This is a genomic window from Mycobacterium sp., from assembly GCF_019247615.1.
GTDB lineage: Bacteria > Actinomycetota > Actinomycetes > Mycobacteriales > Mycobacteriaceae > Mycobacterium.
Window position 1 is genome coordinate 1 of the sequence record NZ_JAFBAT010000314.1, and the last position, 20,534, is coordinate 20,534.

Genomic DNA, 20,534 nt, shown 5'->3' on the forward strand with positions numbered 1-20,534 from the left:
GTCGACTACGGGTTCACCGCGGCGATGGAGGACGAACTCGACGCCATCGCATCGGGCAACGAGCAGCGCACCACCTGGCTCAGCAACTTCTACTTCGGAGGCGACCACGGAGTGCCGGAGTCGGTGGCCCGCTCCGGTGGGCTGAAGAAGCTCGTCGGCGTCAACCTCGAGGGGATTGACGCCCGAGAAGTCAACTCCATCAAGGTATTCGACGACGCCCAGGGCCGTCCGGTCTATGTTCGGGTGGGCAAGAACGGGCCGTATCTCGAGCGCGTGGTGGTGGGCGACAATGGTGAGCCCACGCCGCAACGGGCAAACCTCAATGACTCGCTCACCCCAGACGAGCTGACCCTCGATGTGGCCGAAGAGCTGTTCGCCACGCCGCAAGAGGGGCGCCTCTTGGGTGTGGATCCGGAAACGGGTCACGAAATCGTCGCCAGGGACGGCCGGTACGGGCCCTACGTCACCGAAATCCTTCCCGAGCGGCCCGAGGACGAAGACGGGGGTAGCGCGGCCAAGAAGGGGAAAAAGCCCACCGGCCCCAAACCCCGCTCCGGTTCGCTGCTGCGCAGCATGGATCTGCAGACGGTCACCCTCGAGGATGCGCTGAAGCTGTTGTCGCTGCCCCGCGTTGTCGGCGTGGACCCCGCGACCGGCGAGGAGATCACCGCGCAGAACGGCCGGTATGGCCCATACCTCAAGCGCGGCAACGACTCTCGCTCATTGGCGACCGAGGACCAGATATTCGACATCACGCTCGATGACGCGCTGAGGATCTACTCCGAACCCAAACGCCGCGGCAGGCAGAGTGCCGCGGCGCCGCCGCTGCGTGAGCTGGGCACCGATCCGGCATCGGGTAAGCCGATGGTCATCAAGGACGGCCGATTCGGGCCGTACGTCACCGACGGCGAGACCAACGCCAGTCTGCGCAAGGGCGACGACGTGTTGTCGATCACCGACGAGCGGGCCGCCGAGTTGCTGGCGGACCGGCGCGCCCGCGGCCCGGCAAAGCGTCCCGCGAAGAAAACCACCCGCAAGGCTGCCGTCAAGTCCGGGGCGAAGAGGGCCACCAAGCGCAGCTAGGGACGCCCGGTCAGCTCGCGAGGGTAACCGCTTCGCGGATTCAAGCCCCAGAAATCGCGGTCACGTCACGCTGGTCGCCTACATGATCTCGCTGGACACCTCTTCGGCGCGAGGCCCTTCGGGGAGCCCCTCGGGCGCAGCGAGATTCAGCGGCCGGGCCAGCTGAGTGGGTGCCCTACGGCCGCGTAGCTCGACGACCTCGCCGACGTCCCAGCACAACGCCTCGGCATCGAGCGCGCCGCTGACCGCGATCGCCGAGGCGAGCACGTGGCCGGGCTCGAGCTTGGCCAGCTCGGTGAGGCGCGCGGCCTCGTTGACGGGGTCGCCGATCACCGTGTACTCGAAGCGCGCCTGCGCCCCGATGTGACCGGCGATCGCCCTGCCCGACGACACCCCGATCCCGAACTCCGCGGAACCGATCACGGGGAGCAGCTCGTCGTGGAGCTCGCGGGCGGCGGCAAGCGCGCCCCCGGGCGCATCGGGGTGTTCGATGGGCGCACCGAAGATGGCCAGTGCGGCGTCGCCCTGGAATTTGTTGACGAAGCCGCCGTGCTTTCCGACGGTGTCGACCACCACCCGGAAGAATTCGTTGAGCAGGTGAACCACCTCGGCGGGCGGTCGCGTCGCGGCCAACTGGGTGGAGCCGACCAGGTCAACGAACAGCACAGCGACGTCGCGCTCCTGACCGCCCAGCTCGGTTCCCCGTTCGAGGGCCCGGCGGGCCACGTCTTCGCCGACGTAGCGGCCGAACAGATCGCGCAGCCGCTGCCGCTCCGAGAGGTCACGCACCATGTCGTTGAAGCCGGCTTGCAGCAGGCCCAATTCGCTGGCGTCGTAGATCTGCATGTGCGCGTTGTAGTTGCCGCGCTGCACCTCGGACAGCGCCCAGCGCAGCTGACGCAGCGGGTCCGCGATCGACATGGCCACCAGCAGGGTGCTGACCAGCCCGATGCCCAATGCCGACAGTGCCAGCAGCAGAATCGGATCGAAAAACTTCTCGGGCGGGGCGCGCAGCAGGGAAGCCTTGTCGGCCACGATGGCCAACACAATCGCCAGCAGCGGCACGGCGGTGGACAGCATCCAACTGAGGAGTTGCCGCAGGATGACGCCGGGTGCCTTGACGTTCTCGGGCACACCGCTGCGCAGGGCGGCCACGGCCACCGGCCGCAACACTCGCTCGGACTGCAGGTAGCCGATGATCGCGGTCGCGGTGGCGCCCAGACCGGTGGCGACCGCGACGACCGGCGCGGTGTGCTTGGCGACCGACCAGCTGGTGAGGATGAACACCACTCCGCCGATGCACCAGGTGACCACGCTGGTCAGCGTGCGGTAGAACGGCATGCGCAACGCTCGGCTGCGGGCCAGTTCGGTGCCGGCCGGGTCGGCGTCGGCGAGCAGATTGTCGCGGCGCTGCCATCGGAAGACCGGCATCAGCAGCTTCAGGTTGAACAAGATGCCGGCTAGGAACAGGGCCATGACGACGCTGATGAAGACCGCGACGTTGACGGCCGGCAGATCCTGCAACTGGATGCGGTCCTCCGGCGGCAGCCCGTACCGCAGGAAGCCCAGCACGAACAGGCCGCCGATGATATCGGCCTGCAGCATGCTCAGCGAGAACAGCGGCCACGGCGTGCGCACCACCCACCGGACGAATGCGCTGATCCGTCCGGGGAGGGCCGCGTTTGTTGCCACCAATCCACCGTATCGGGCGACGCCGACTTGACGGAAAACCAAATTCATCACGGCAAGTCGCCCGGAGCTGCCGAAACCCGCGCAAATGTAACGGAACCGTCGCGATAAGGTGGCCGATCGGTATCCGTCGGCCGGTCTCACTACTGTTGCCGGTGATGTCTGAGGTGTTTAAACGGCTGGTAGGCCAAGAGGCCGCGGTCGCCGTACTGCTGGCCGCGGCGCGGGCCGCCCGCGGTGATTCCGCTCACAGCGCGACGGGCGACGGGACTATGACACACGCGTGGCTGATCACGGGTCCACCGGGTTCGGGGCGCTCGATCGCCGCGGTGTGCTTCGCGGCCGCACTGCAATGCACTTCCGACGGGGATCCTCCGGGGTGCGGGCGCTGCCGCGCCTGCGTGACGACGATGGCCGGTACCCATGCGGACGTGCGCCGGGTGATTCCCGAGGGCCTGTCCATCGGCGTGGACGAGATGCGCGCCATCGTGCAGATCGCGTCGAGACGGCCGACAACCGGGCATCGGCAGATCGTGGTGATCGAGGACGCCGACCGGTTGACCGAGGGGGCAGCGAACGCATTGCTGAAGGTTGTCGAGGAGCCGCCGCCGTCGACGGTTTTCCTGTTGTGTGCGCCGTCGGTCGATCCGGAGGACATCGCCGTCACGCTGCGCTCCCGGTGTCGGCACGTCGCGCTGGTGACCCCGCCGACCAAGGCGATCGCGCGTGTGCTGGTCGACAGCGACGGGCTGCCCGCCGACACGGCGAACTGGGCGGCGTCGGTCAGCGGTGGCCACATCGGGCGCGCGCGGCGGCTGGCCACCGATCCCGACGCCCGCCAGCGACGGGAGCGGGCGCTGGCGTTGGTGCGCGATGCCGCGACCCCGTCGCGGGCCTACGCCGCCGCCGAGGAGCTGGTGGCGGCGGCCGAGGCCGAGGCGATCGTGCTGACCGCGGATCGCGCCGAGGCCGAGACCGAGGAGCTGCGGACCGCACTCGGGGCCGGCGGCACCGGGAAGGGCACCGCCGGAGCCATGCGAGGCGCCGCGGGTGCCATCAAGGATCTCGAGCGCCGGCAAAAGTCTCGTCAGACGAGGGCATCGCGCGATGCATTGGATCGGGCGCTGATCGACCTGGCGACGTATTTCCGCGACGCGCTGGTGGTCGCGGCGCGCGCCGGGGCGGTGCGGGCCAATCATCCGGATATGGCCGACCGCGCGGCGGCGCTGGCCGCCCACGCTCCGCCCGAGCGGCTGCTGCGCTGCATCGAGGCGGTGCTTAAGTGTCGTGAGGCGCTGGCTGTCAACGTCAAACCCAAGTTCGCCGTCGACGCCATGGTCGCGGCTATCGGCCAGGAACTTGGGTGACTCGGGCCGCCTGCCGTAGACTCGTGCCGCCCGGCGCGCGGGTGTGCCGCCTTAGCTCAGTCGGTAGAGCGATTCACTCGTAATGAATAGGTCGGGGGTTCGATTCCCCCAGGCGGCTCCAAATTCCGCGCCGACCGCGTGGTCACATGGGCGCGACGAAACCGACCGGCCCCGAGGCGAGGCACAATGCGAGCGCGGTGGTGTTGGCGCGGACGGTGATCGCGTTCCCGGCGCCCGGCAGCCGGGCGAAGACCCGGTTGAGTCCGGGATGCACCGCGACTTTGACATCGGGGCCCTCGGACAGCGACAAGGTCATGGATCCGTCGCTGTTGGCCAAGTAGTTGAGCTCGACCGTCCAGTCGGCCGGCAGCAGCGGCCCGTCGAGCAGCATCCGCGCGGGCTGATCGGGTTGCGCGAAATAGCCGCACCGCGGCATCGGCCCGGGCGCGATGGTGCGTATCCAGGTCACCCTCGCATCGATCAGCCGGCCCGCACTGTCCAGCATGCGTAATTGCGGTGTCGCCGTGGAGAATTCGGGCCTGTCACGCAACAGGGCGAACAGGTGGCTTGCCAGGTTCTCGGGCGCCGCCACCCGCTGCAGGATCAGCGGGTCCACCTCTTGGTCCAGCAACGGCGCATCCGAGGTGGCATGTGCGGCGGCCAAACCGGCGCGGGCGTTCCGCAGGTAGGGCCGGGTGGGGTTGTCCTGCCAGCTGGCCAGAAACGTCGCGGTGGAATACAGGCTGCTGGCCACGAACGCCAACGCCACGCCCGCCGCAATCAGCTGGGCCCGCACGCACTTCGACGAGGCGTCCGGCCTCGGCGCCGCGACGGGCCGGTTGGGAGCGCACAGAGCGACGGCGGCCAGCAAGGCCAGCACCACGACCAGATCCGGCAGGTAGCGCAACGTCTGGGCGAGTTCCAGTGCGGTCTGCTTTGACGTGCGCATCAGATAGATGGGCACCTGGCAGGCGACGGCGTAACCGGCCGCGGCCAGCCACACGGGACCGATGCGTCGCTTCCGCAGCAGCGACAACGCAAGCGCTCCCGCCAGGGCCAGCCAGCCGAGTGCCATCACCGACGGCGCAGGCGTTGCCCACGGCGAGGCCGGCGCCCACCGGTCCCAGTGCCACGGCCCGCCCGCCAGCCCGGGGACGATGCCGTGGGTGATCGATCGCCAGAGCAGATCGCCGGTCATCGACAGGTCGGTACTCCACCGACGCTGGTTGACCACGGCCAGATAAAGCGCGACCCAGGCGACGGTCAACGTCAGGGTCGCGATCCACAACCGCGCGCCCGCCCGCCACACCGTCCGCACCGGTGCCCGATGGCCTTGCACGTGATACAGCAGGGCGGCCACGGCGAAGGCGACGAACGGGATCACCGCCGCCTTCTCGAAAAACAGCAGCCCGGCCAGGTAGACCAGCACACCGGTCACCGCGTAGCGCTGGTTTCCGCTGCGAACCAACAGGATCGCATCGGCGCATACCCAGGCCAGCGCCGCCACCATCGGCAACGAGTTCAGCGCCGCCGCCCACCACGCGAACCCCGGCACGCCCAACGGCGTGAACAGCCCAAACGTCAACGGGATGAGCAGTGCGGGCCGCCAGCCCACAATGACGCGCAGCGCCCGCAGCAAGGCCAGCGTGGCCAGCAGCTGCAAGCCCACCAGGCTGATAGCCGGCCCCGCCCAGTTCAGCGGCGCCAGCCGGATGATGGCGCCCCCGACCAGGAAGGCGGCGGGCATCAGATGGCCGTCGTGGTCATCGAGCAGATAGGACGGCGACAACAGGCCCTGGGTTCCGGCCTTACCGATGAGAATCAGGTCGTCCCAGTAGAAGTAGCCGCCGAATGCCAGCACGGCACGCGCCGCGAGTTGCACCGTGATCAGGACCGCGGCGAGCAGGGCCACCCGAGGTATGCGGGTTGTGAACGCGGGCCGCCGGTATGGTGGGCCGGTGCGCGCACTGGTTACCGGGGCAGCCGGTTTCATCGGGTCGACGCTAGTCGACCGTCTGCTGGCCGACGGTCACGCGGTGGTGGGATTGGACAACTTCGCCACCGGTCGGGCGACCAATCTCGAGCACCTGGTCGGGAATCCGGTGCACGTGTTCGTCGAGGCGGACATCGTGACCGCAGATCTGCACACCATCCTGGACGAGCATCGTCCGGAGGTGGTTTTCCACCTGGCCGCGCAGATCGATGTCCGGCATTCGGTGGCCGATCCGCAATTCGATGCGGCGGTCAACGTCATCGGCACGGTTCGCCTGGCGGAAGCGGCACGCATGACCGGCGTGCGCAAGATCGTGCACACGTCGTCCGGGGGATCGATCTACGGCACCCCGCCGCAGTACCCGACGCCCGAGACGGTGCCCACCGACCCGGCATCGCCGTACGCCGCGGGCAAGGTGGCCGGCGAGATCTACCTCAACACCTTCCGGCACCTGTACGGTCTGGACTGCTCGCATATCGCGCCCGCCAACGTTTACGGTCCCCGCCAGGATCCGCATGGCGAAGCGGGTGTGGTGGCGATTTTTGCGCAGGCATTGCTGTCGGGTAAGCCGACCAAGGTCTTCGGTGACGGCGGCAAGACCCGCGACTATGTGTACGTCGACGACGTGGTGGATGCCTTCGTGAAGGCCTCGGGGCAGGCGGGCGGCGGGCAGCGTTTCAATGTCGGCACCGGACTGGAAACCTCGGACCGCGAACTGCATTCGGCGGTGGCCGCGGCGGTCGGGGGACCCGATGACCCGGAGTTTCATCCGGATCGCCTGGGTGATCTGCGGCGGTCGTGTCTCGACATCGGTTTGGCTGAAAGGGTTTTGGGCTGGCGGCCGCAGGTGGAGCTGGAAGAAGGGGTGCGCCGCACGGTGCAGTTCTTCCGTGACCGGCAGACGGTTTAGCGCGGCTCGGACGCCTGTTCGGGCGCCTGCGCGCTCTCCAAAGCTACGGCGCGGGCCAGCCGCGCATAACGCAACTCCAGATCCTTGAATCGCATGTACGTGCTGAGCGTGGTGAAGCTGAACGCCATGATCAACGCGTAGAGCATCAGATCGGTGCCACGGCGAACCCCGAACCAGTGCGCGACCACTGTCGTATCGTCGGGCCTGATCACGGCATAGATACCGCCCAGCACGAAAAAGATGTATCCCACCTTGACCCACGCCCGGGAGCGCGCATTTCTGCGGGACCGCAGCAGGTAGACCAGCAACGCCATGATCGAGCAGATCAGCAGCACTTGAATCCAGTTCATTTTTCGGTCCTTCTCATCTCGGTATCCTGCCTCGCAGGAACCCGTCGAAGACGATGTTGACGCCGTTGAGGAGGGGCTGCCCCTTGGACTTCGAATACTCGGTGTAGAGCACATCGACCGGTTGTTCCACCACCCGCCAATGGTTTTCGGCAATCAAAGCGATGAATTCGTTGGCGTGGCTCATGCCGCTCATGGTGAGGTTGAGTCCGTCGGCGACCTTCTTGTTGAAGACCCGCAGGCCATTGTTGGTGTCGGTCAGGCCAAGTCGGCGACCGCGCCGGCTCAACCGAGCCGCGGTCTGCAGCACCAGCCGTTTCACCAGGGGCGGCCGGCTGCCCTCGTGCTTGCCGAATCGCGTTCCGATGACGACATCGACGTCTCCCGCACACAGCCGATCGACCATGGCAGCCACGTCTTTGACTCGATGCTGGCCGTCACCGTCGAACGTGGCGAAAATCCGCGCACCGGATTGGTTGCGGGCATATTCCACGCCCGTCTGGATCGCCGCGCCCTGACCCAGGTTTACGGGGTGGCGAACCAGGTGAGCACCGGCGCGCCGGGCGAGTTCCCCGGTGCCGTCGGCGCTGCCGTCGTCGACGCACACGACGTGGTCGAAGACGGAGCGCACGTCGGCGACCACCTCGCCGATGACGGCGGCTTCGTTGTACGCGGGAATGACGATCCAGACGTCCGGGTAATGCGTTTCAGTAGCCATCTAAGTCCACAAGGTTAGCCAGGATCACCGGGCGAGGCGTCCGGCACGCGCCAGCGCCAGCAGATGAACGGCGATTCCCACCAGCGGACCGCACAACAAGCCCACAATGGTTCGGGTCTGCAACCCCAGGGGCAGCAGCAGCAACAATGTCGCCGCGACCGTCGCCGCGACCCATCCCAGCGAATACGCGCCGTGCAGCGCGGCCGCCACGGCGGCGGCACCGGTGAGGGTCAGCAGGGCGATCGACACGGCGGCCGCCGTCAGCCACGCCAGCAGCGCGCCGCTGGCGTGGTACTGCGACCCGAAGCCGGCCCGCAGCAACCACGGTCCCACCAGCCCCGACGCCACGACCCCTACCGCGCCGATGCCGGTGACGATCGCCGCCGGCATGATCAGGGACCGGAGTCGCTCGCTGCGCTTGTCGACGAAGTGAGCGATGAGATTGCCCTGCATGGCCGTGAGCGGCACCAGCAGCGGCGCGCGGGTCAACATCACGACCAGGATGATGACGCCCCCCTGCGCCCCGAGCTGGTCGCTCGTCAGCTTCAGCAATAAGGGAAAGCCCATCACCAATATCGCGCTGGCACCCGCCGCCGTGATGGAATGGGCGGCCCCCCGAAGGAAGGTCAGCGTACCGCCCGGCGTCCGCACTCGCGCTGCGGTGCGCGTCGTGGGCGAGGCCACCAGCATGATCAGCCAACCCGCCGCGCCCGCCACGGTCGCCCACAAGTACCCCGTCAGGCCCCACCCGGTCACGAACGTCAGCGCGGCCACCGACACCCGCATCGCCGCATCGGTCACGATCAGGGTCCCGTACTGAGTCCAATGATCGAGCCCCGCCAGCATGCCCAACAGGGTGGCGTGCAGGCAGAAACCGGCGAGCCCAACGCTGATGAGGCCCACCGACAACCAGCGAGCGTCGACGAATACCCGTCCGCTCCACAAGGGTGAGCTCCCGGCGATCACGACGGCGGCGATGAGGCCGACCATTACGGCGACACGCAGCGGATGGGTGCGCTTGGCAGGAATGATGGCCAGATACTGCGCCGAACGAACCTCTCGGGTGGCTTCCTGCAGCAGGCCGAAGGCGGCGCCGGTGACCAGGCCGACCGCCCCCCAGAAGACCCCGAAGACCGAGTAGCCGCTCGGAGCCAGGTCGCGAGCGGCCAGATAGATCACCGCGTATCCGCACAGCGCGGTCAACGCGGTGGCGGTGCCCACCCTGGCCACGCTGCCCCGCGTGACCGGCCCGTTGGACGCACCGACCTCGGTCACAGGCGTAGCGCTGTCGGCCGACCGACCAGATGCATCCCCACAATGTGACGATAGTAAGTGCGTCCGCACAGATCGCCCGCCCCAGCGAGGTGGTCCGTTAGTGTGAGCGGCTGTCGGGAAGGATCCATGGCCGCGTTCCGCATCTTCGGAATTTCGCTGTTGGTCACCGCGGCCGCTCTCGCCGTCGGTTATGCGCACGGCGGTGCCAAAGACCTGTTCTTGCTGCTGGTGCTGGCAGTGCTCGAGGTGTCGCTGTCGTTCGACAACGCCATCATCAACGCCGCCGTTCTGCAACGGATGAGCCGGTTCTGGCGGCAGATGTTTCTGACGATCGGCATCCTCATCGCCGTGTTCGGGATGCGGCTGGTCTTCCCGTTGGTCATCGTCTGGGCGACCGCCCTTGGTGGGCGTGTTTTTCATCGGGGCGGCGTTCGGCTGGAGCGTGTTGCGCAACCGGCGTCAAGCGCGCTCGTGCGCGCGAGCCGGAGCCTGAGCGGTCACAGCGATGTCGCGCGCCTTTCGCGTCATCTCCGGGCTAGGCCTCGATCTGGCCGGCGACGCGCCGTTCGATGCTTGCCCGCGAGTGGGCCGGCAGCACGATGAGCCCCTCGAGCTCCCTGCGGGCCCGCGCGTAGGCAGTCTGTCGTTCCTCACGCGTGGCCGCCTCGTCTTGCGCCAGGTGCAGCAGGTGCTGGGCGCGCGCCAGGCGCTGCTGCTCGTCTTCCGAAAAGCCGCTGCGCCGCCGGCGAATCGCCTCGGTCTCCGCGACCTCGAACGCGCTGATGTACTCGTCGACGGCATCGCGGTATTCCAGCTGCGCTGTCCGGTCGGCAGCGAGGGCCTCCACGTCCTCGGGCCGCTCCGGCCGCAGCAGGTCTGCGCGCCGTTTCGCCTTGTGAAAGGCGACGGTCAGCGGATGGCGCATATCGGTCATCATCGGAAAGTCGAGCAATTTGGCGACATCGACTTCGTAGTCGAACCAGCGCGCAGTGATAAGGTCTTGCGCCGCAACGAGTTTGGCGATCTTACGGCGCGAGGTCTCCGCGTTGTTCCGTGTTCTGCCGGATGCTTCGGCCGCGGCGATCTTGGCTTGCTGCTTCAGCCGATAGCGTTCCAGCCGTCGCTCCGCCCGACGTTCGTTCGCGGCGGCGATCGCCCGCAGGCTGGTGGCGATGGCCCCGCCCAGCGGGAAAATCAGCCACCAGAAGCCGGCGGCAAAATGCAGCATCGGGGTCACATCGCCAGGATGCCACCGCAAAGCGCGGCACGGTTACGCCCAGGGCGTTAGTGCCCCTGGGCCTGGAACCGTTCGACCGAGCGTTGCACCTCGGCTTCCGCCTCGGCCCGATCGACCCAGTTCGCAGTCTTGACGAACTTGCCCGGCTCCAGCGCCTTGTACTGCGAGAAAAAGTGCTTGATCACGTCAAGCTCGAACTCCGGAACGTCGCCGATGTCCTGGATGTGGTCCCATCGTTTGTCCCCGGCGGGGACGCACAGTACCTTGTCGTCGCCGCCGGCCTCGTCGACCATCTTGAACATCCCGACCGGGCGCGCCTCCACGATCACGCCGGGGAACACCGACTGCGGCAGCAGCACCAGCGCGTCCAGCGGGTCGCCATCCTCCCCGAGGGTGTCCTCGATGAAGCCGTAGTCGGTGGGATACGCCATCGAGGTGTACAGGTAGCGGTCCAGCCGGATCCGGTGAGTCTCGTGATCGACTTCGTATTTGTTGCGCTGGCCTTTCGGAATTTCGATGGTCACGTCGAATTGCACCGCGTCGGCTCCTTCGCGAGGGGTTGGTCTGGCACGTCAGTCGGGCATCCACCCTAGTCGAGGGCCTAGTCGAGGACATCGCGGCCGGTTGGGCAGAATGGGTTCAAACAGTCAGGAGAGTGATGGGTCCTACTCGCTGGCGGAAATCCACCCAAGCGCTCATCGGGTTGGCCGTGCTGGTGTTCGTCGCGGCGGTGGTGGCCGCGGCAATGTTTTTCACCACCGGCGGGCACGGCGCGGGCGCCACCCACGTTCCGGTGCCGCCGCCCAGACCGCCGACCGTCAAGCCGGGTATGGTTCCGGTCGCCGAAACGGCCGAGATACCCAGCCCGGGTGGGCTGGCCGCCACGCTCGCGCCGGTCGCGGCCGACCCCAATCTGGGCAGGCTGGGTGCGCGCGTCACGGATGCTCTGTCCGGCAAAGAGCTGTGGCAGGTGGCCGAGGACCTCCCGCTGGTGCCCGCGTCGACCAACAAGGTGCTAACCGCGGCCGCGGCTCTGTTGACGCTGGACCGTCAGGCCCGGATCAGCACGCGGGTGGTCGCCGGCACCCCCAATGCCCAGGGTCCGGTGGTGCTGGTGGGCGCCGGGGATCCGGTGCTGTCGGCGGCTCCGCCCGACGCGCCCACCTGGTATCGGGGCTCGGCGCGGATCAGCGACCTTGTCGAACAGGTTCGCCGCAGCGGCGTGACGCCGACCGCGGTGCAGGTGGACACGTCGGCGTTCAGCGGGCCGACGATGGCGCAGGGCTGGGATCCCGCTGACGTCGACAACGGGGACATCGCGCCCATCGAGTCGGTGATGATCGACGGCGGCCGCATCCAGCCGACCACCGTCAACTCGCGCCGGTCCAAGACACCGGCGCTGGATGCCGGGCGGGAACTGGCAAAGGGTCTCGGCCTGGATCCCGGCGCCGTCACCGTTGCCACCGCGCCTTCCGGCGCCCGGCAGCTCGCCGTCGTCCAGTCCGCGCCCCTGGTCCAGCGGCTCTCGGAGATGATGGACCACTCCGACAACGTGATGGCCGAGTGCATCGCCCGGGAGGTTGCCGCCGCGATCAACCGGCCGCGGAGCTTCGCCGGTGCGGTGGACGCGGTGACCAACCGGTTGACCACCGCGCACGTCGACACGACGGGCGTCGCGCTGACGGATTCCAGCGGCCTTTCCGTTGACGACCGCCTGACGGCCAAGACGCTCGATGGTGTGGTGCAGGCGGCTGCGGGGCCGGATCAGCCGTCGTTGCGTGCGTTACTCGACCTGCTTCCGATAGCGGGCGGCAGCGGGACACTGGCCGACCGCTTCCTCGATCCGGCCACCAACCAGGGGCCGGCCGGCTGGCTGCGCGCCAAGACGGGCTCGTTGACCGCGGTCAACTCGTTGGTCGGGGTGCTGACCGACCGCAGCGGACGGGTGCTGACGTTCGCCTTCATCTCGAACTCCGCGGGCTCCAACGGCCGCAATGCCATGGACGCGCTGGCCACCAAGCTCTGGTCGTGCGGGTGCGCATGACCCCGTCGGAACTGACCCTCGGCACCGCCGTCGACTGGCGCTTCGCGGCCACCGTCGGCCGGCGGCTGGCCCGACCGGGACCGGCGTCCAGCGACTACACCCGCCGGCAGGTGATCGACGAACTGACAAGTGCCGCAGCCAAAGCCGAGCCACCGGTGCGCGACGTGACGGGCCTGGTGGCCCACGGCGCGGTGCCGCCGGCCCGGGTCGTCGACCGCCCGGAGTGGATCGGCGCCGCGGCCGAGTCGATGCGGGTGATGACCAACGGAAGCGAAAAGCCGCGTGGGTTCGTCACGGGCCGCATCACGGGGGCGCAAACGGGCGCCGTGCTGGCGTTCGTGTCGTCGGGGATCCTCGGCCAGTACGATCCGTTCGCCTCGGGTGAAGGCGGGGCGAACGAGGGATGCCTGCTGCTGGTTTATCCGAACGTCATCGCCGTCGAGCGTCAGCTACGGGTCGAGCCGTCCGATTTCCGGTTGTGGGTATGCCTGCACGAGGTGACCCATCGCGTGCAGTTCACCGCCAACCCCTGGCTGGCCGGTTACATGTCGCAGGCGCTGGCTCTGTTGACCCGGGATGCGGGCGAGGACATCGGGAAGGTGGTGACCCGGCTCGCCGAATTCGTCCGCAATCGCGGCAACGGCTCGGGCGCGGCGAATGCCAATGCGTCGGGGATTCTCGGCCTGGTGCGTGCCGTGCAGTCCGAGGCGCAGCGCGACGCACTGGACCAGCTGCTGGTGCTCGGCACGCTGCTGGAGGGCCACGCCGAGCACGTGATGGACGCGGTCGGTCCGGTCGTGGTGCCCTCGGTGGCCACCATCCGCCGCCGGTTCGACGAGCGTCGTCATCGCCGGCAACCGCCGCTGCAGCGCCTGCTGCGCGCCCTGCTGGGGCTCGACGCCAAGCTGAGTCAGTACACCCGCGGCAAGGCGTTCGTCGACGACGTGGTGGGCCGGGTCGGCATGGAACGGTTCAACACCGTCTGGTCGGGCCCCGAAACGCTGCCGCTGCCCGCCGAAATCGAGAATCCCCGGCGATGGATCGACAGGGTGCTGTAGGACGGCTGCGCGCGGCCGTCGAGGCGTTCGCTCGGACTTATCTCGGGGCCTACGGCGACGAGCAATGGTGTGTGGCGCTGTCCGGTGGCCCGGATTCGCTGGCCCTCACCGCGGTCGCGGCCCGGCTTCGGATCACGAGGGCGCTGATCGTCGATCACGGCCTGCAGTCCGATTCGGCCGCCGTCGCCGAAACCGCACGGAACCAAGCCGTCTCGATGGGATGCGTTGCAGCACAAGTGATTCGAGTGCACGTGGGCAAGGACGGCGGGCCCGAGGCGGCGGCGCGCGCGGCGCGCTACGCGGCGCTGGGCGCACACCGTGACGGCGCTCCGGTGCTGTTGGGCCACACGCTTGACGACCAGGCAGAGACGGTGTTGTTGGGGCTGGGCCGCGGCTCCGGGGGCCGCTCGATCGCCGGGATGCGACCGCACGATCCGCCGTGGTGCCGGCCGTTGCTGGGTGTGCGGCGCGCCGTGACACACGCTGCTTGCCACGAGCTGGGGCTGACCCCGTGGCAGGATCCGCACAACGCGGACCGCCGCTTCACCCGGACCCGGCTGCGGCTCGACGTGCTGCCGCTTCTCGAGGACGTGCTGGGTGGCGGTGTGGCCGAGGCACTGGCGCGCACGGCGGCGGCGCTGCGCGAGGACGGCGACCTGATCGACACGCTCGCCGCCGATGCGCTGCCCTTGGTGACGGCCGACTCCGGGCTGTCGGCCCGCGCGTTGGCAGCACTGCCCGACGCGGTGCGACGCCGGGTGATCCGGGGATGGTTGCTGGACGGTGGCGCGACGGGGTTGACCGATCAGCAAATCCGCGGCGTGGACACCCTGGTCACCGCCTGGCGCGGGCAGGGCGGGGTCGCGGTGGGCTCCACATTGCGTGGTGAGCGCTTGATCGCGGGGCGGCGCGAGGGCGTCCTGACGATGTGGCGAGAGCCCGTGTAAGTAATAGCTCTCGTTGGTTATTCGCGCCGCGGCGTGGCACTCTGTGGTCGTGGCCCAGACCCCCCCGGCGATCAGCCCCGCCCAGCGCGCGGAGCTCTACCCCGGGGACGTCAAGTCGGTGCTGCTCACCGCGGAGCAGATCCAGGCCCGCATCGCCGAACTCGGCGAGGAGATCGGCAACCACTACCGCGACGTTGCCGGCGAGACCGGCCAGGATCTGCTGTTGATCACCGTGCTCAAGGGTGCGGTGATGTTCGTCACCGACCTGGCGCGCGCAATCCCGCTACCGACGCAGTTCGAGTTCATGGCCGTCAGCTCCTACGGGTCGTCGACGTCCTCATCGGGCGTGGTGCGGATCCTCAAGGACTTGGACCGCGACATCAACGAGCGCGACGTGCTGATCGTGGAGGACGTCGTCGACTCCGGTCTGACCTTGTCGTGGCTGCTGCGCAACCTGAAGACCCGGCATCCCCGCTCGTTGCGGGTGTGCACGCTGCTGCGCAAGCCGGATGCGATACGGGCCAATGTCGAGATCGCCTACGTGGGTTTCGACATCCCCAACGACTTCGTCGTCGGCTACGGCCTGGATTACGACGAGCGCTACCGCGATCTTTCGTACATCGGAACGTTGGACCCCAGGGTGTACGAGGAGTAGCCGGCCCCCAGTTGAGCTCAGTCGAGCTCAGTCGAGCTCCCACACCGCGGTCACCGAGAAGCTCACGGTCTGCTGCCCAGGTTCCAGCGGGACCGCGGATGCGCCCCGGGGCGGCGCCGGCGGCGCCCCTGCGGCCGGCGGTCCACCGGACGCCTCGGAGATGGAGAGCACCCGGCCCAGCCGGAGGCCCGACAGCTGGGCGTACTGGTCGGCCCTGCTCTTGGCATCGTTGAACGCCCGCGCGCGAGCGTCCTTGACCAGTTGCGAGTCGTCGGCGATGGAGTAGCTGACCGAGGTGATCCGGGTCGCGTCGCCGCCGGTGCTGACGATGAGGGCCAACATCCGCGACGCGGCATCGGCCGGGTGGATCTTGACCCGGATGGCGTTGGTCGCGCGGTAGCCGGTGATGGTCGCGGGGCCGTTGGGACCGGGATTGCCGTACTGCGGCTCCAGCGTGACCGTGGCGGTGTTGATGTCTTTGCGGTCCAAGCCCGCCGCGGCCAGCGCGTCGATCACCGCTTGCTGGCGATCGTTGGTCTGGTTCATCGCTGCGGTGACGTCTGGGGCGGTGTATTCGATTCCGACGTCGGCGGTCAGCGTGTCCGGGACGCCCTGGACATGTCCGGAGCCGATTACGGTCACTTGACGCGGCTTCGCCTCCGCCGGTGCGGGATGGTTCTTGTCGCAGGCCGACACTGCGGCGACGGCCAACCCCGCGGCGGCCACGGTAATGCACCGGCGGACCGATTTTGCGGCGTTCGGTGCGATCGGCATGCGTGGACAGTAGCGCCGTCGACCGGGCAGGATGATCGGTTATCGGGGAACGCGTCCGCCGGCGCACCCAAAAGGGGTACGTGCGTGCCAAAAAATCGTTGCATGATCGATACCTAACCGCTAACTTGGAAGCCGGGGGATACAGGTCACTCGACGGGCACGAGGTGGCGCTCATCCCGCGAAGTCAGGGGAGGCGGTCGCGAACTTGCGGCCGGACGAAGGGATAGCTCGTTGTCAGGAAACGGACGGGCCGCGCGGCCGATGAATGTGGTCCCAATGAACCGTGCTCCGCGCGTGGTCAGCGCGGAGGATCGCGCCTGGGTCGCCAAGGCGCTTTGCAGGGAAACCGATCCCGACGAACTGTTCGTACGCGGAGCGGCGCAACGCAAGGCCGCGGTGATCTGCCGTCACTGCCCGGTGATGCGCGAGTGCGCTGCCGAGGCGCTCGACAACAAGGTCGAGTACGGCATCTGGGGCGGCATGACCGAGCGGGAGCGCAGGAGATTGCTCCAACAGCACCCGGAGATCGTGTCATGGACCGACTTTTTCGAAAGGCGGAAGAGCCGCTCCACCGGATAGGCCCATGGACAGGTCCCGGGCTACGGTGTGACGAGGATTTTGCAGTGCCGTTCCGGGTCGGCCAGGTCGTCGAAGGCCTGGCCCACCGCTTCCAGGCCGACTTCGCCGGTGATCAGGGGGGTGACGTCGATCTCGCCCTCGGCCAGCGCGCTTAGCGAGTCGGCGAACTCATCCGGGGTATAGGCGAGCACGAACTGCACGCTGATCTCCTTGGCGATCGCGAAGAACGGATGCACCGTGTCGGCCTGCATGCACACGCCGGCGACGACCAGGCGTGTGCCCGGCCGTGCCCGCAGTAGCACGTCGTCAATGAGCCCTGGCACCCCGACTGCCTCGAATACGACGGCGGGCTTCACGGTGTCGAACGGCGAACCTTGCGCGGCATCCAATGCGCGGTGGGCGCCGACCTCGGTGGCCAGCTCTCGGCGCTTGGTCGAGAAGTCCGCTGCCACGATTGTTTCGACACCACGCCTGTGCAGGGCCGCGATGATCGCGATGCCGATCGGTCCGCAACCGAGTACCAGTGCGGTCTCCCCGGGGGCGATATTCGACTTGTTGACCGCGTGCAATCCGACCGCCATCGGTTCGGTCAACGCGGCATGCTTGAGGTCCAGGCCGTTGGGAATGGGCAACAACAGCGGCGCCGAAAGCAGCATCCGCTCCGAGTAGCCGCCGAGCGTGCTGTTGCTGTAGACGATCGGCTCTAATCCTTTGGCGGACAGCAGTACCGGAATTGACGTGACCGCCGTTCCAGGTGGATGGGTTTCGGTGCCGGGTCCGGCCTCGAGAACCTCGGCGCTGAATTCGTGACCCATGAAGACGTCGCGGTTCAGGTCAACGCTCATCCCGGTCGCGGCGCCGCCTCCCAGTCGATCGCCCAACTCCATGACCTCGGCGCCGTGGGTGGCGAAATGCAAATCGGAACCACAGATTCCACACGCTTTCACCCCGACCAAGACCTGGCCGGATTCGGGCACCGGGTCCGGCACGTCGTCGCGATAGACCATCCGGCCGTCGCGTAATACGGTGGCCCGCATCAGCTTTCCACTCCCTGGCGTTCATCCACGTGCTCGGTAATGGCTTTGACGATCGCCTCACCGGCACGGCCGATCAATTGGTCGCGTCTGCCCGCGGCCCAGTCGTGCGATGACCGCGGCGCTTGCAACTGTCCCTTGAAGTGGGGAATCACCTTGCGGGCGATCAGGTCATAGCAGTGATATGTCGCCTCCGGGGAGGCCCAGTCGTGGCCGAGCATCAGCAGCGTCCCGAAGCCGCCCGAACGTTCGAGCAGGTCTTCGATGTGGGCGATCGCGTCGTCGGGCGTGCCGATGCAGCAATTCCCTTTGGCGGCATAGTCTTCGACGAATTGGTGCGGCGTCTGTGTGCCTTCCACGGTATTGGCCAGGGGAACGAACCCTGCCGCGCCGAAGTAGTTGGCGAAATCCTGTAATCCGTAGGTGCAGTCGTCGATCGCCCGCTCGCGGCTGTCCGCTATGTGCATGATGCTCAGGACGCGCCAGTTGCTTCTGTCCGGTTCGTTCCGGCCGGCCTTCTCGGCCTGCTCACACACCACTTGCCAGGTGTTCTCCAGCGCCGCGTAGCCGCCCGGCACCGACATCGACAGCGACAGCAGCGACGTGCCCAGGGCCCCGGCCAGCCGCGGGCCGGACGGCGAAATCATTGCCGCCGTGGCGATCTCGGGGTAGGGCCAGCTATAGGGTCGGATGTGCAACTGCGCGTCGCGCAGGGTGAACCACTCGGAATGGCGGTCGATTCGTTTGTCGGGCGCGGCGCGGAACAACGCGAGGATCGCCTCCAGGGACTCGTGCATCATTCGACGCTGCTCAACCGGGTCGATGCCCATCATGTACGCGTCGGAGGGCAGTGCGCCCGGGCCGGTCCCGAACATGACCCGACCGCGGGTCAGGTGGTCCAGCAGCACCCAGCGATCGGCGACCATGAGTGGATGGTGATAGGGCAAGGAGACAACTCCGGTGCCGAGCCGGATGTGCTTTGTCCGCTCCGCGGCGGCCGCGATGAAGATTTCGGGGCAGGCGATGAGCTCGTAGCCGCCGGAGTGGTGTTCGCCGAACCACGCTTCGTCGAACCCCAGACGGTCCAGGGCAACAACGCGCTCCATGTCGTATTCCAATGCCACCGTTGGAGATTGGCCCGTGGGATGAAATGGAGTGATAAAGACACCGAACCGCAGAGGCGCACTCATCGCAGCTCCAATCCGTTGAGGAAGTCCAACAGGGACGCGTTCACCTCGTGGGGCCGCTCCTGCTGCAGCCAATGTCCCGCACCGTCGAGCATCACCTGGCGATACGGGCCGGAGATAACCTCCCCGGCGCGGTCGGCACGACTGAACACCAACACCGGATCGGCCGTGCCGCCGATAAACAGGCATGGCACAGCAATTTTGGCGTCGGCGAGGTCGGCGGTGGTCTCCCAGTTGCGGTCGAGGTTGCGATACCAGTTCAGCCCGCCGGTGAAGCCGGTCCGGGCGAACTCGCTGATGTAGTGGTCGAGTTCGTCCTGGCTGAGCCAGTCCGGCAGCCGGTCCGGCTCGGGAAGGCGATCGACGAAACCCAACGGGCCGGGGCGCACCATCCGAAGCGCCGCGGCATGGTCGCCGGATGCCCGCAGCCCGCCCAGCATTCGGCGCATCGTCCGGGCGGGATCGGCGTCGAGCTCGGCGTCGGCGACGCCCGGCTCCTGGAAATACAAGATGTAGAAGAAGTTGTCCCCGAACTTGGCGCGGAATGCCCGCGTCGGCGGCATCTTCGAGCGGGGAAGCGGGGGAACGCTCAACGCGGCCACCGCGGCGACCCTATCCGGGTGCAGCAGTGGCGCGTTCCAGACCACCACGGCACCCCAGTCGTGCCCGACCCACACCGCGCGTTCGGTGCCGACGTCGTCGAGCAGGCCGACCAGGTCGGCGGTCAACTGGTGAATGTCGTAGGCCTCGATCGCGTCCGGGCGAGAAGAGCCGCCATAACCGCGCTGATCGGGCGCAAGCACGTGATAGCCGGCCCCGGCGAGTGCCGGAATCTGGTGGCGCCACGAATAGGCCAGTTCGGGAAAGCCGTGGGCCAGGATCACCACGGGAGCGCCGCGGTCTCCCGCCTCGATGACCCTCAGCCGCACGCCGTTGGTGTCCACTAACCGTTCGGTTGGCGAGCACACCGTCTCACCAAATCACAACCACCCCCTGCTGAGAAGGGTCCAGCGCCTGGTAGATATCGGGGCGTGAAGTTGGACCACATTGTCTTATGGACGAACGATCCCCGGGCGGCGATGGACTTCTACACCCGCGTGGTCGGGCTCACCCCGGTGCGGTTCACCGAGTTCGAGGCCGGAGAGGCGCCCTTCCCGAGCGTGCGGGTGTCGGAGGACTCCATCATCGACCTACTGCCGCTGGCGAAGGCTGCCGGGACCGAGTCGGTGACCCGAGTCGCGGGGAGCGCCGGCCACCCGGTCAATCACGTGTGCATAGCACTGTCGAAGACCGATTACGACGCGCTTGATCGGCGACTACAGGCGGCAGGCGTGGACACCAGCGCTCGCCTCAGCCCTACTTTTGGGGCTCGCGGGTGGGCCCCCGAGGGTTTCTACTTCGCTGACCCCGACGGCAACGTCGTCGAGGCGCGGCACTATGACTGACGGAGACTGACGGAGACTGACGGATGCGCCGGCCGAGGCTTTCGAGTGCACTCACGGTTGGCCCCCTCGGCGTGTCGCCGCCGTAGGCGCACACTCAACGCCCGCACCGCACGTTCGCGACCGCCGTTGGGAACCTCCGGTCGTTGTCTGGGTGATGATGGCGATCGCCGGTAGCGGTAGCCTGGACTTTTC

The 20,534-nt window shown here is 67.8% G+C and carries 20 protein-coding genes, 1 tRNA gene and 1 pseudogene; 11 read left to right on the forward strand and 11 right to left on the reverse strand.

What is annotated here, in order from left to right; genetic code table 11:
• Positions 1-1,083: topoisomerase C-terminal repeat-containing protein (locus JO059_RS21840; RefSeq protein ID WP_293322647.1), on the forward strand; the 1,083-nt coding region annotated here is incomplete at its 5' end.
• A gap of 78 nt (positions 1,084-1,161) precedes the next feature.
• Here JO059_RS21840 and JO059_RS21845 read toward each other — a convergent pair.
• On the reverse strand, positions 1,162-2,823 hold the full coding sequence (locus JO059_RS21845; RefSeq protein WP_293322649.1) for an adenylate/guanylate cyclase domain-containing protein: 1,662 nt from the start codon (positions 2,821-2,823) through the stop codon (positions 1,162-1,164).
• Between the two features lie 107 nt (positions 2,824-2,930).
• On the opposite strand from JO059_RS21845, the gene JO059_RS21850 reads away from it, so the two are divergent.
• Positions 2,931-4,139, forward strand: coding sequence for a DNA polymerase III subunit delta' (locus JO059_RS21850; RefSeq protein WP_293322651.1), 1,209 nt, complete (start codon positions 2,931-2,933; stop codon positions 4,137-4,139).
• Positions 4,140-4,184: 45 nt separating this feature from the next.
• A tRNA-Thr gene (locus JO059_RS21855) sits at positions 4,185-4,260 on the forward strand.
• Positions 4,261-4,281: 21 nt separating this feature from the next.
• On the opposite strand, the gene JO059_RS21860 is transcribed toward JO059_RS21855, so the two are convergent.
• Positions 4,282-6,132 carry a hypothetical protein gene (locus JO059_RS21860; RefSeq protein WP_293322654.1) on the reverse strand — a complete coding sequence of 617 codons (1,851 nt, stop codon included), beginning with the start codon at positions 6,130-6,132 and terminating at the stop codon, positions 4,282-4,284.
• On the opposite strand from JO059_RS21860, the gene JO059_RS21865 reads away from it, so the two are divergent.
• On the forward strand, positions 6,098-7,042 hold the full coding sequence (locus tag JO059_RS21865) for an NAD-dependent epimerase/dehydratase family protein (RefSeq protein WP_293322656.1): 945 nt from the start codon (positions 6,098-6,100) through the stop codon (positions 7,040-7,042). The genes JO059_RS21860 and JO059_RS21865 overlap by 35 nt on opposite strands.
• On the opposite strand, the gene JO059_RS21870 is transcribed toward JO059_RS21865, so the two are convergent.
• Genes JO059_RS21870 through JO059_RS21880 form a run of 3 tightly spaced genes read right to left on the reverse strand, consistent with a single transcriptional unit; the run spans position 7,039 to position 9,382 of the window.
• Complete coding sequence (locus JO059_RS21870) at positions 7,039-7,392, reverse strand: DUF2304 domain-containing protein (RefSeq protein WP_293322658.1); 354 nt, start codon at positions 7,390-7,392, stop codon at positions 7,039-7,041. The genes JO059_RS21865 and JO059_RS21870 overlap by 4 nt on opposite strands.
• Before the next feature lie 13 nt (positions 7,393-7,405).
• Entirely contained in the window at positions 7,406-8,107 is a 702-nt protein-coding gene (locus JO059_RS21875) for a glycosyltransferase family 2 protein (protein ID WP_293322661.1), read from the reverse strand.
• A 24-nt stretch (positions 8,108-8,131) separates the two neighbouring features.
• Entirely contained in the window at positions 8,132-9,382 is a 1,251-nt protein-coding gene (locus JO059_RS21880; RefSeq protein WP_293322664.1) for a hypothetical protein, read from the reverse strand.
• Positions 9,383-9,508: 126 nt separating this feature from the next.
• Between JO059_RS21880 and JO059_RS21885 the strand changes: the two genes are divergently transcribed.
• Entirely contained in the window at positions 9,509-9,985 is a 477-nt protein-coding gene (locus JO059_RS21885; RefSeq protein ID WP_293322667.1) for a DUF475 domain-containing protein, read from the forward strand.
• On the opposite strand, the gene JO059_RS21890 is transcribed toward JO059_RS21885, so the two are convergent.
• Together JO059_RS21890 and JO059_RS21895 are read right to left on the reverse strand one after the other, a co-directional pair.
• Entirely contained in the window at positions 9,918-10,610 is a 693-nt protein-coding gene (locus JO059_RS21890; protein ID WP_293322759.1) for a hypothetical protein, read from the reverse strand. The genes JO059_RS21885 and JO059_RS21890 overlap by 68 nt on opposite strands.
• 56 nt (positions 10,611-10,666) lie before the next feature.
• The gene (locus tag JO059_RS21895) at positions 10,667-11,155 is read right to left on the reverse strand and encodes an inorganic diphosphatase (RefSeq protein WP_293322670.1); all 489 of its coding nucleotides are present in this window, start codon (positions 11,153-11,155) and stop codon (positions 10,667-10,669) included.
• A 122-nt stretch (positions 11,156-11,277) separates the two neighbouring features.
• Here JO059_RS21895 and dacB point away from each other — a divergent pair, with 122 nt between their 5' ends.
• The 4 genes from dacB to hpt are packed head-to-tail and all read left to right on the forward strand — an operon-like array spanning position 11,278 to position 15,323.
• Complete coding sequence (gene dacB / locus JO059_RS21900) at positions 11,278-12,663, forward strand: D-alanyl-D-alanine carboxypeptidase/D-alanyl-D-alanine-endopeptidase (protein ID WP_293322761.1); 1,386 nt, start codon at positions 11,278-11,280, stop codon at positions 12,661-12,663.
• Positions 12,660-13,721, forward strand: a complete 1,062-nt coding sequence (locus JO059_RS21905) for a zinc-dependent metalloprotease (RefSeq protein WP_293322763.1) — start codon at positions 12,660-12,662, stop codon at positions 13,719-13,721. The genes dacB and JO059_RS21905 overlap by 4 nt, the downstream gene beginning before the upstream one ends.
• Positions 13,700-14,668, forward strand: coding sequence for a tRNA lysidine(34) synthetase TilS (gene tilS / locus JO059_RS21910; protein ID WP_293322673.1), 969 nt, complete (start codon positions 13,700-13,702; stop codon positions 14,666-14,668). Before JO059_RS21905 ends, tilS begins: the two co-directional genes overlap by 22 nt.
• Positions 14,669-14,711: 43 nt before the next feature.
• Positions 14,712-15,323: a hypoxanthine phosphoribosyltransferase gene (gene hpt, locus JO059_RS21915; RefSeq protein WP_293322676.1), complete on the forward strand. Its 612-nt coding sequence runs from the start codon at positions 14,712-14,714 to the stop codon at positions 15,321-15,323.
• Between the two features lie 27 nt (positions 15,324-15,350).
• Here the strand turns inward: hpt and JO059_RS21920 are convergent, their stop codons facing one another.
• Positions 15,351-16,097 (reverse strand): SIMPL domain-containing protein, encoded by a 747-nt coding sequence (locus JO059_RS21920; RefSeq protein ID WP_293322679.1) that lies wholly within the window; start codon positions 16,095-16,097, stop codon positions 15,351-15,353.
• 303 nt (positions 16,098-16,400) lie between these two features.
• Between JO059_RS21920 and JO059_RS21925 the strand changes: the two are divergent.
• A pseudogene (locus JO059_RS21925) lies at positions 16,401-16,676 on the forward strand (WhiB family transcriptional regulator); the annotation flags it as partial.
• A gap of 20 nt (positions 16,677-16,696) precedes the next feature.
• Here the strand turns inward: JO059_RS21925 and JO059_RS21930 are convergent.
• Genes JO059_RS21930 through JO059_RS21940 form a run of 3 tightly spaced genes read right to left on the reverse strand, consistent with a single transcriptional unit; the run spans position 16,697 to position 19,865 of the window.
• The gene (locus JO059_RS21930; RefSeq protein ID WP_293322682.1) at positions 16,697-17,713 is read right to left on the reverse strand and encodes a zinc-binding dehydrogenase; all 1,017 of its coding nucleotides are present in this window, start codon (positions 17,711-17,713) and stop codon (positions 16,697-16,699) included.
• Positions 17,713-18,900 carry an LLM class flavin-dependent oxidoreductase gene (locus tag JO059_RS21935; RefSeq protein WP_293322685.1) on the reverse strand — a complete coding sequence of 396 codons (1,188 nt, stop codon included), beginning with the start codon at positions 18,898-18,900 and terminating at the stop codon, positions 17,713-17,715. The genes JO059_RS21930 and JO059_RS21935 overlap by 1 nt, the downstream gene beginning before the upstream one ends.
• Positions 18,897-19,865, reverse strand: a complete 969-nt coding sequence (locus JO059_RS21940; RefSeq protein WP_293322687.1) for an alpha/beta hydrolase — start codon at positions 19,863-19,865, stop codon at positions 18,897-18,899. Before JO059_RS21940 ends, JO059_RS21935 begins: the two co-directional genes overlap by 4 nt.
• 63 nt (positions 19,866-19,928) lie before the next feature.
• Between JO059_RS21940 and JO059_RS21945 the strand changes: the two genes are divergently transcribed.
• Complete coding sequence (locus JO059_RS21945) at positions 19,929-20,342, forward strand: VOC family protein (protein WP_293322690.1); 414 nt, start codon at positions 19,929-19,931, stop codon at positions 20,340-20,342.
• The last annotated feature ends 192 nt before the right edge of the window (positions 20,343-20,534 follow it).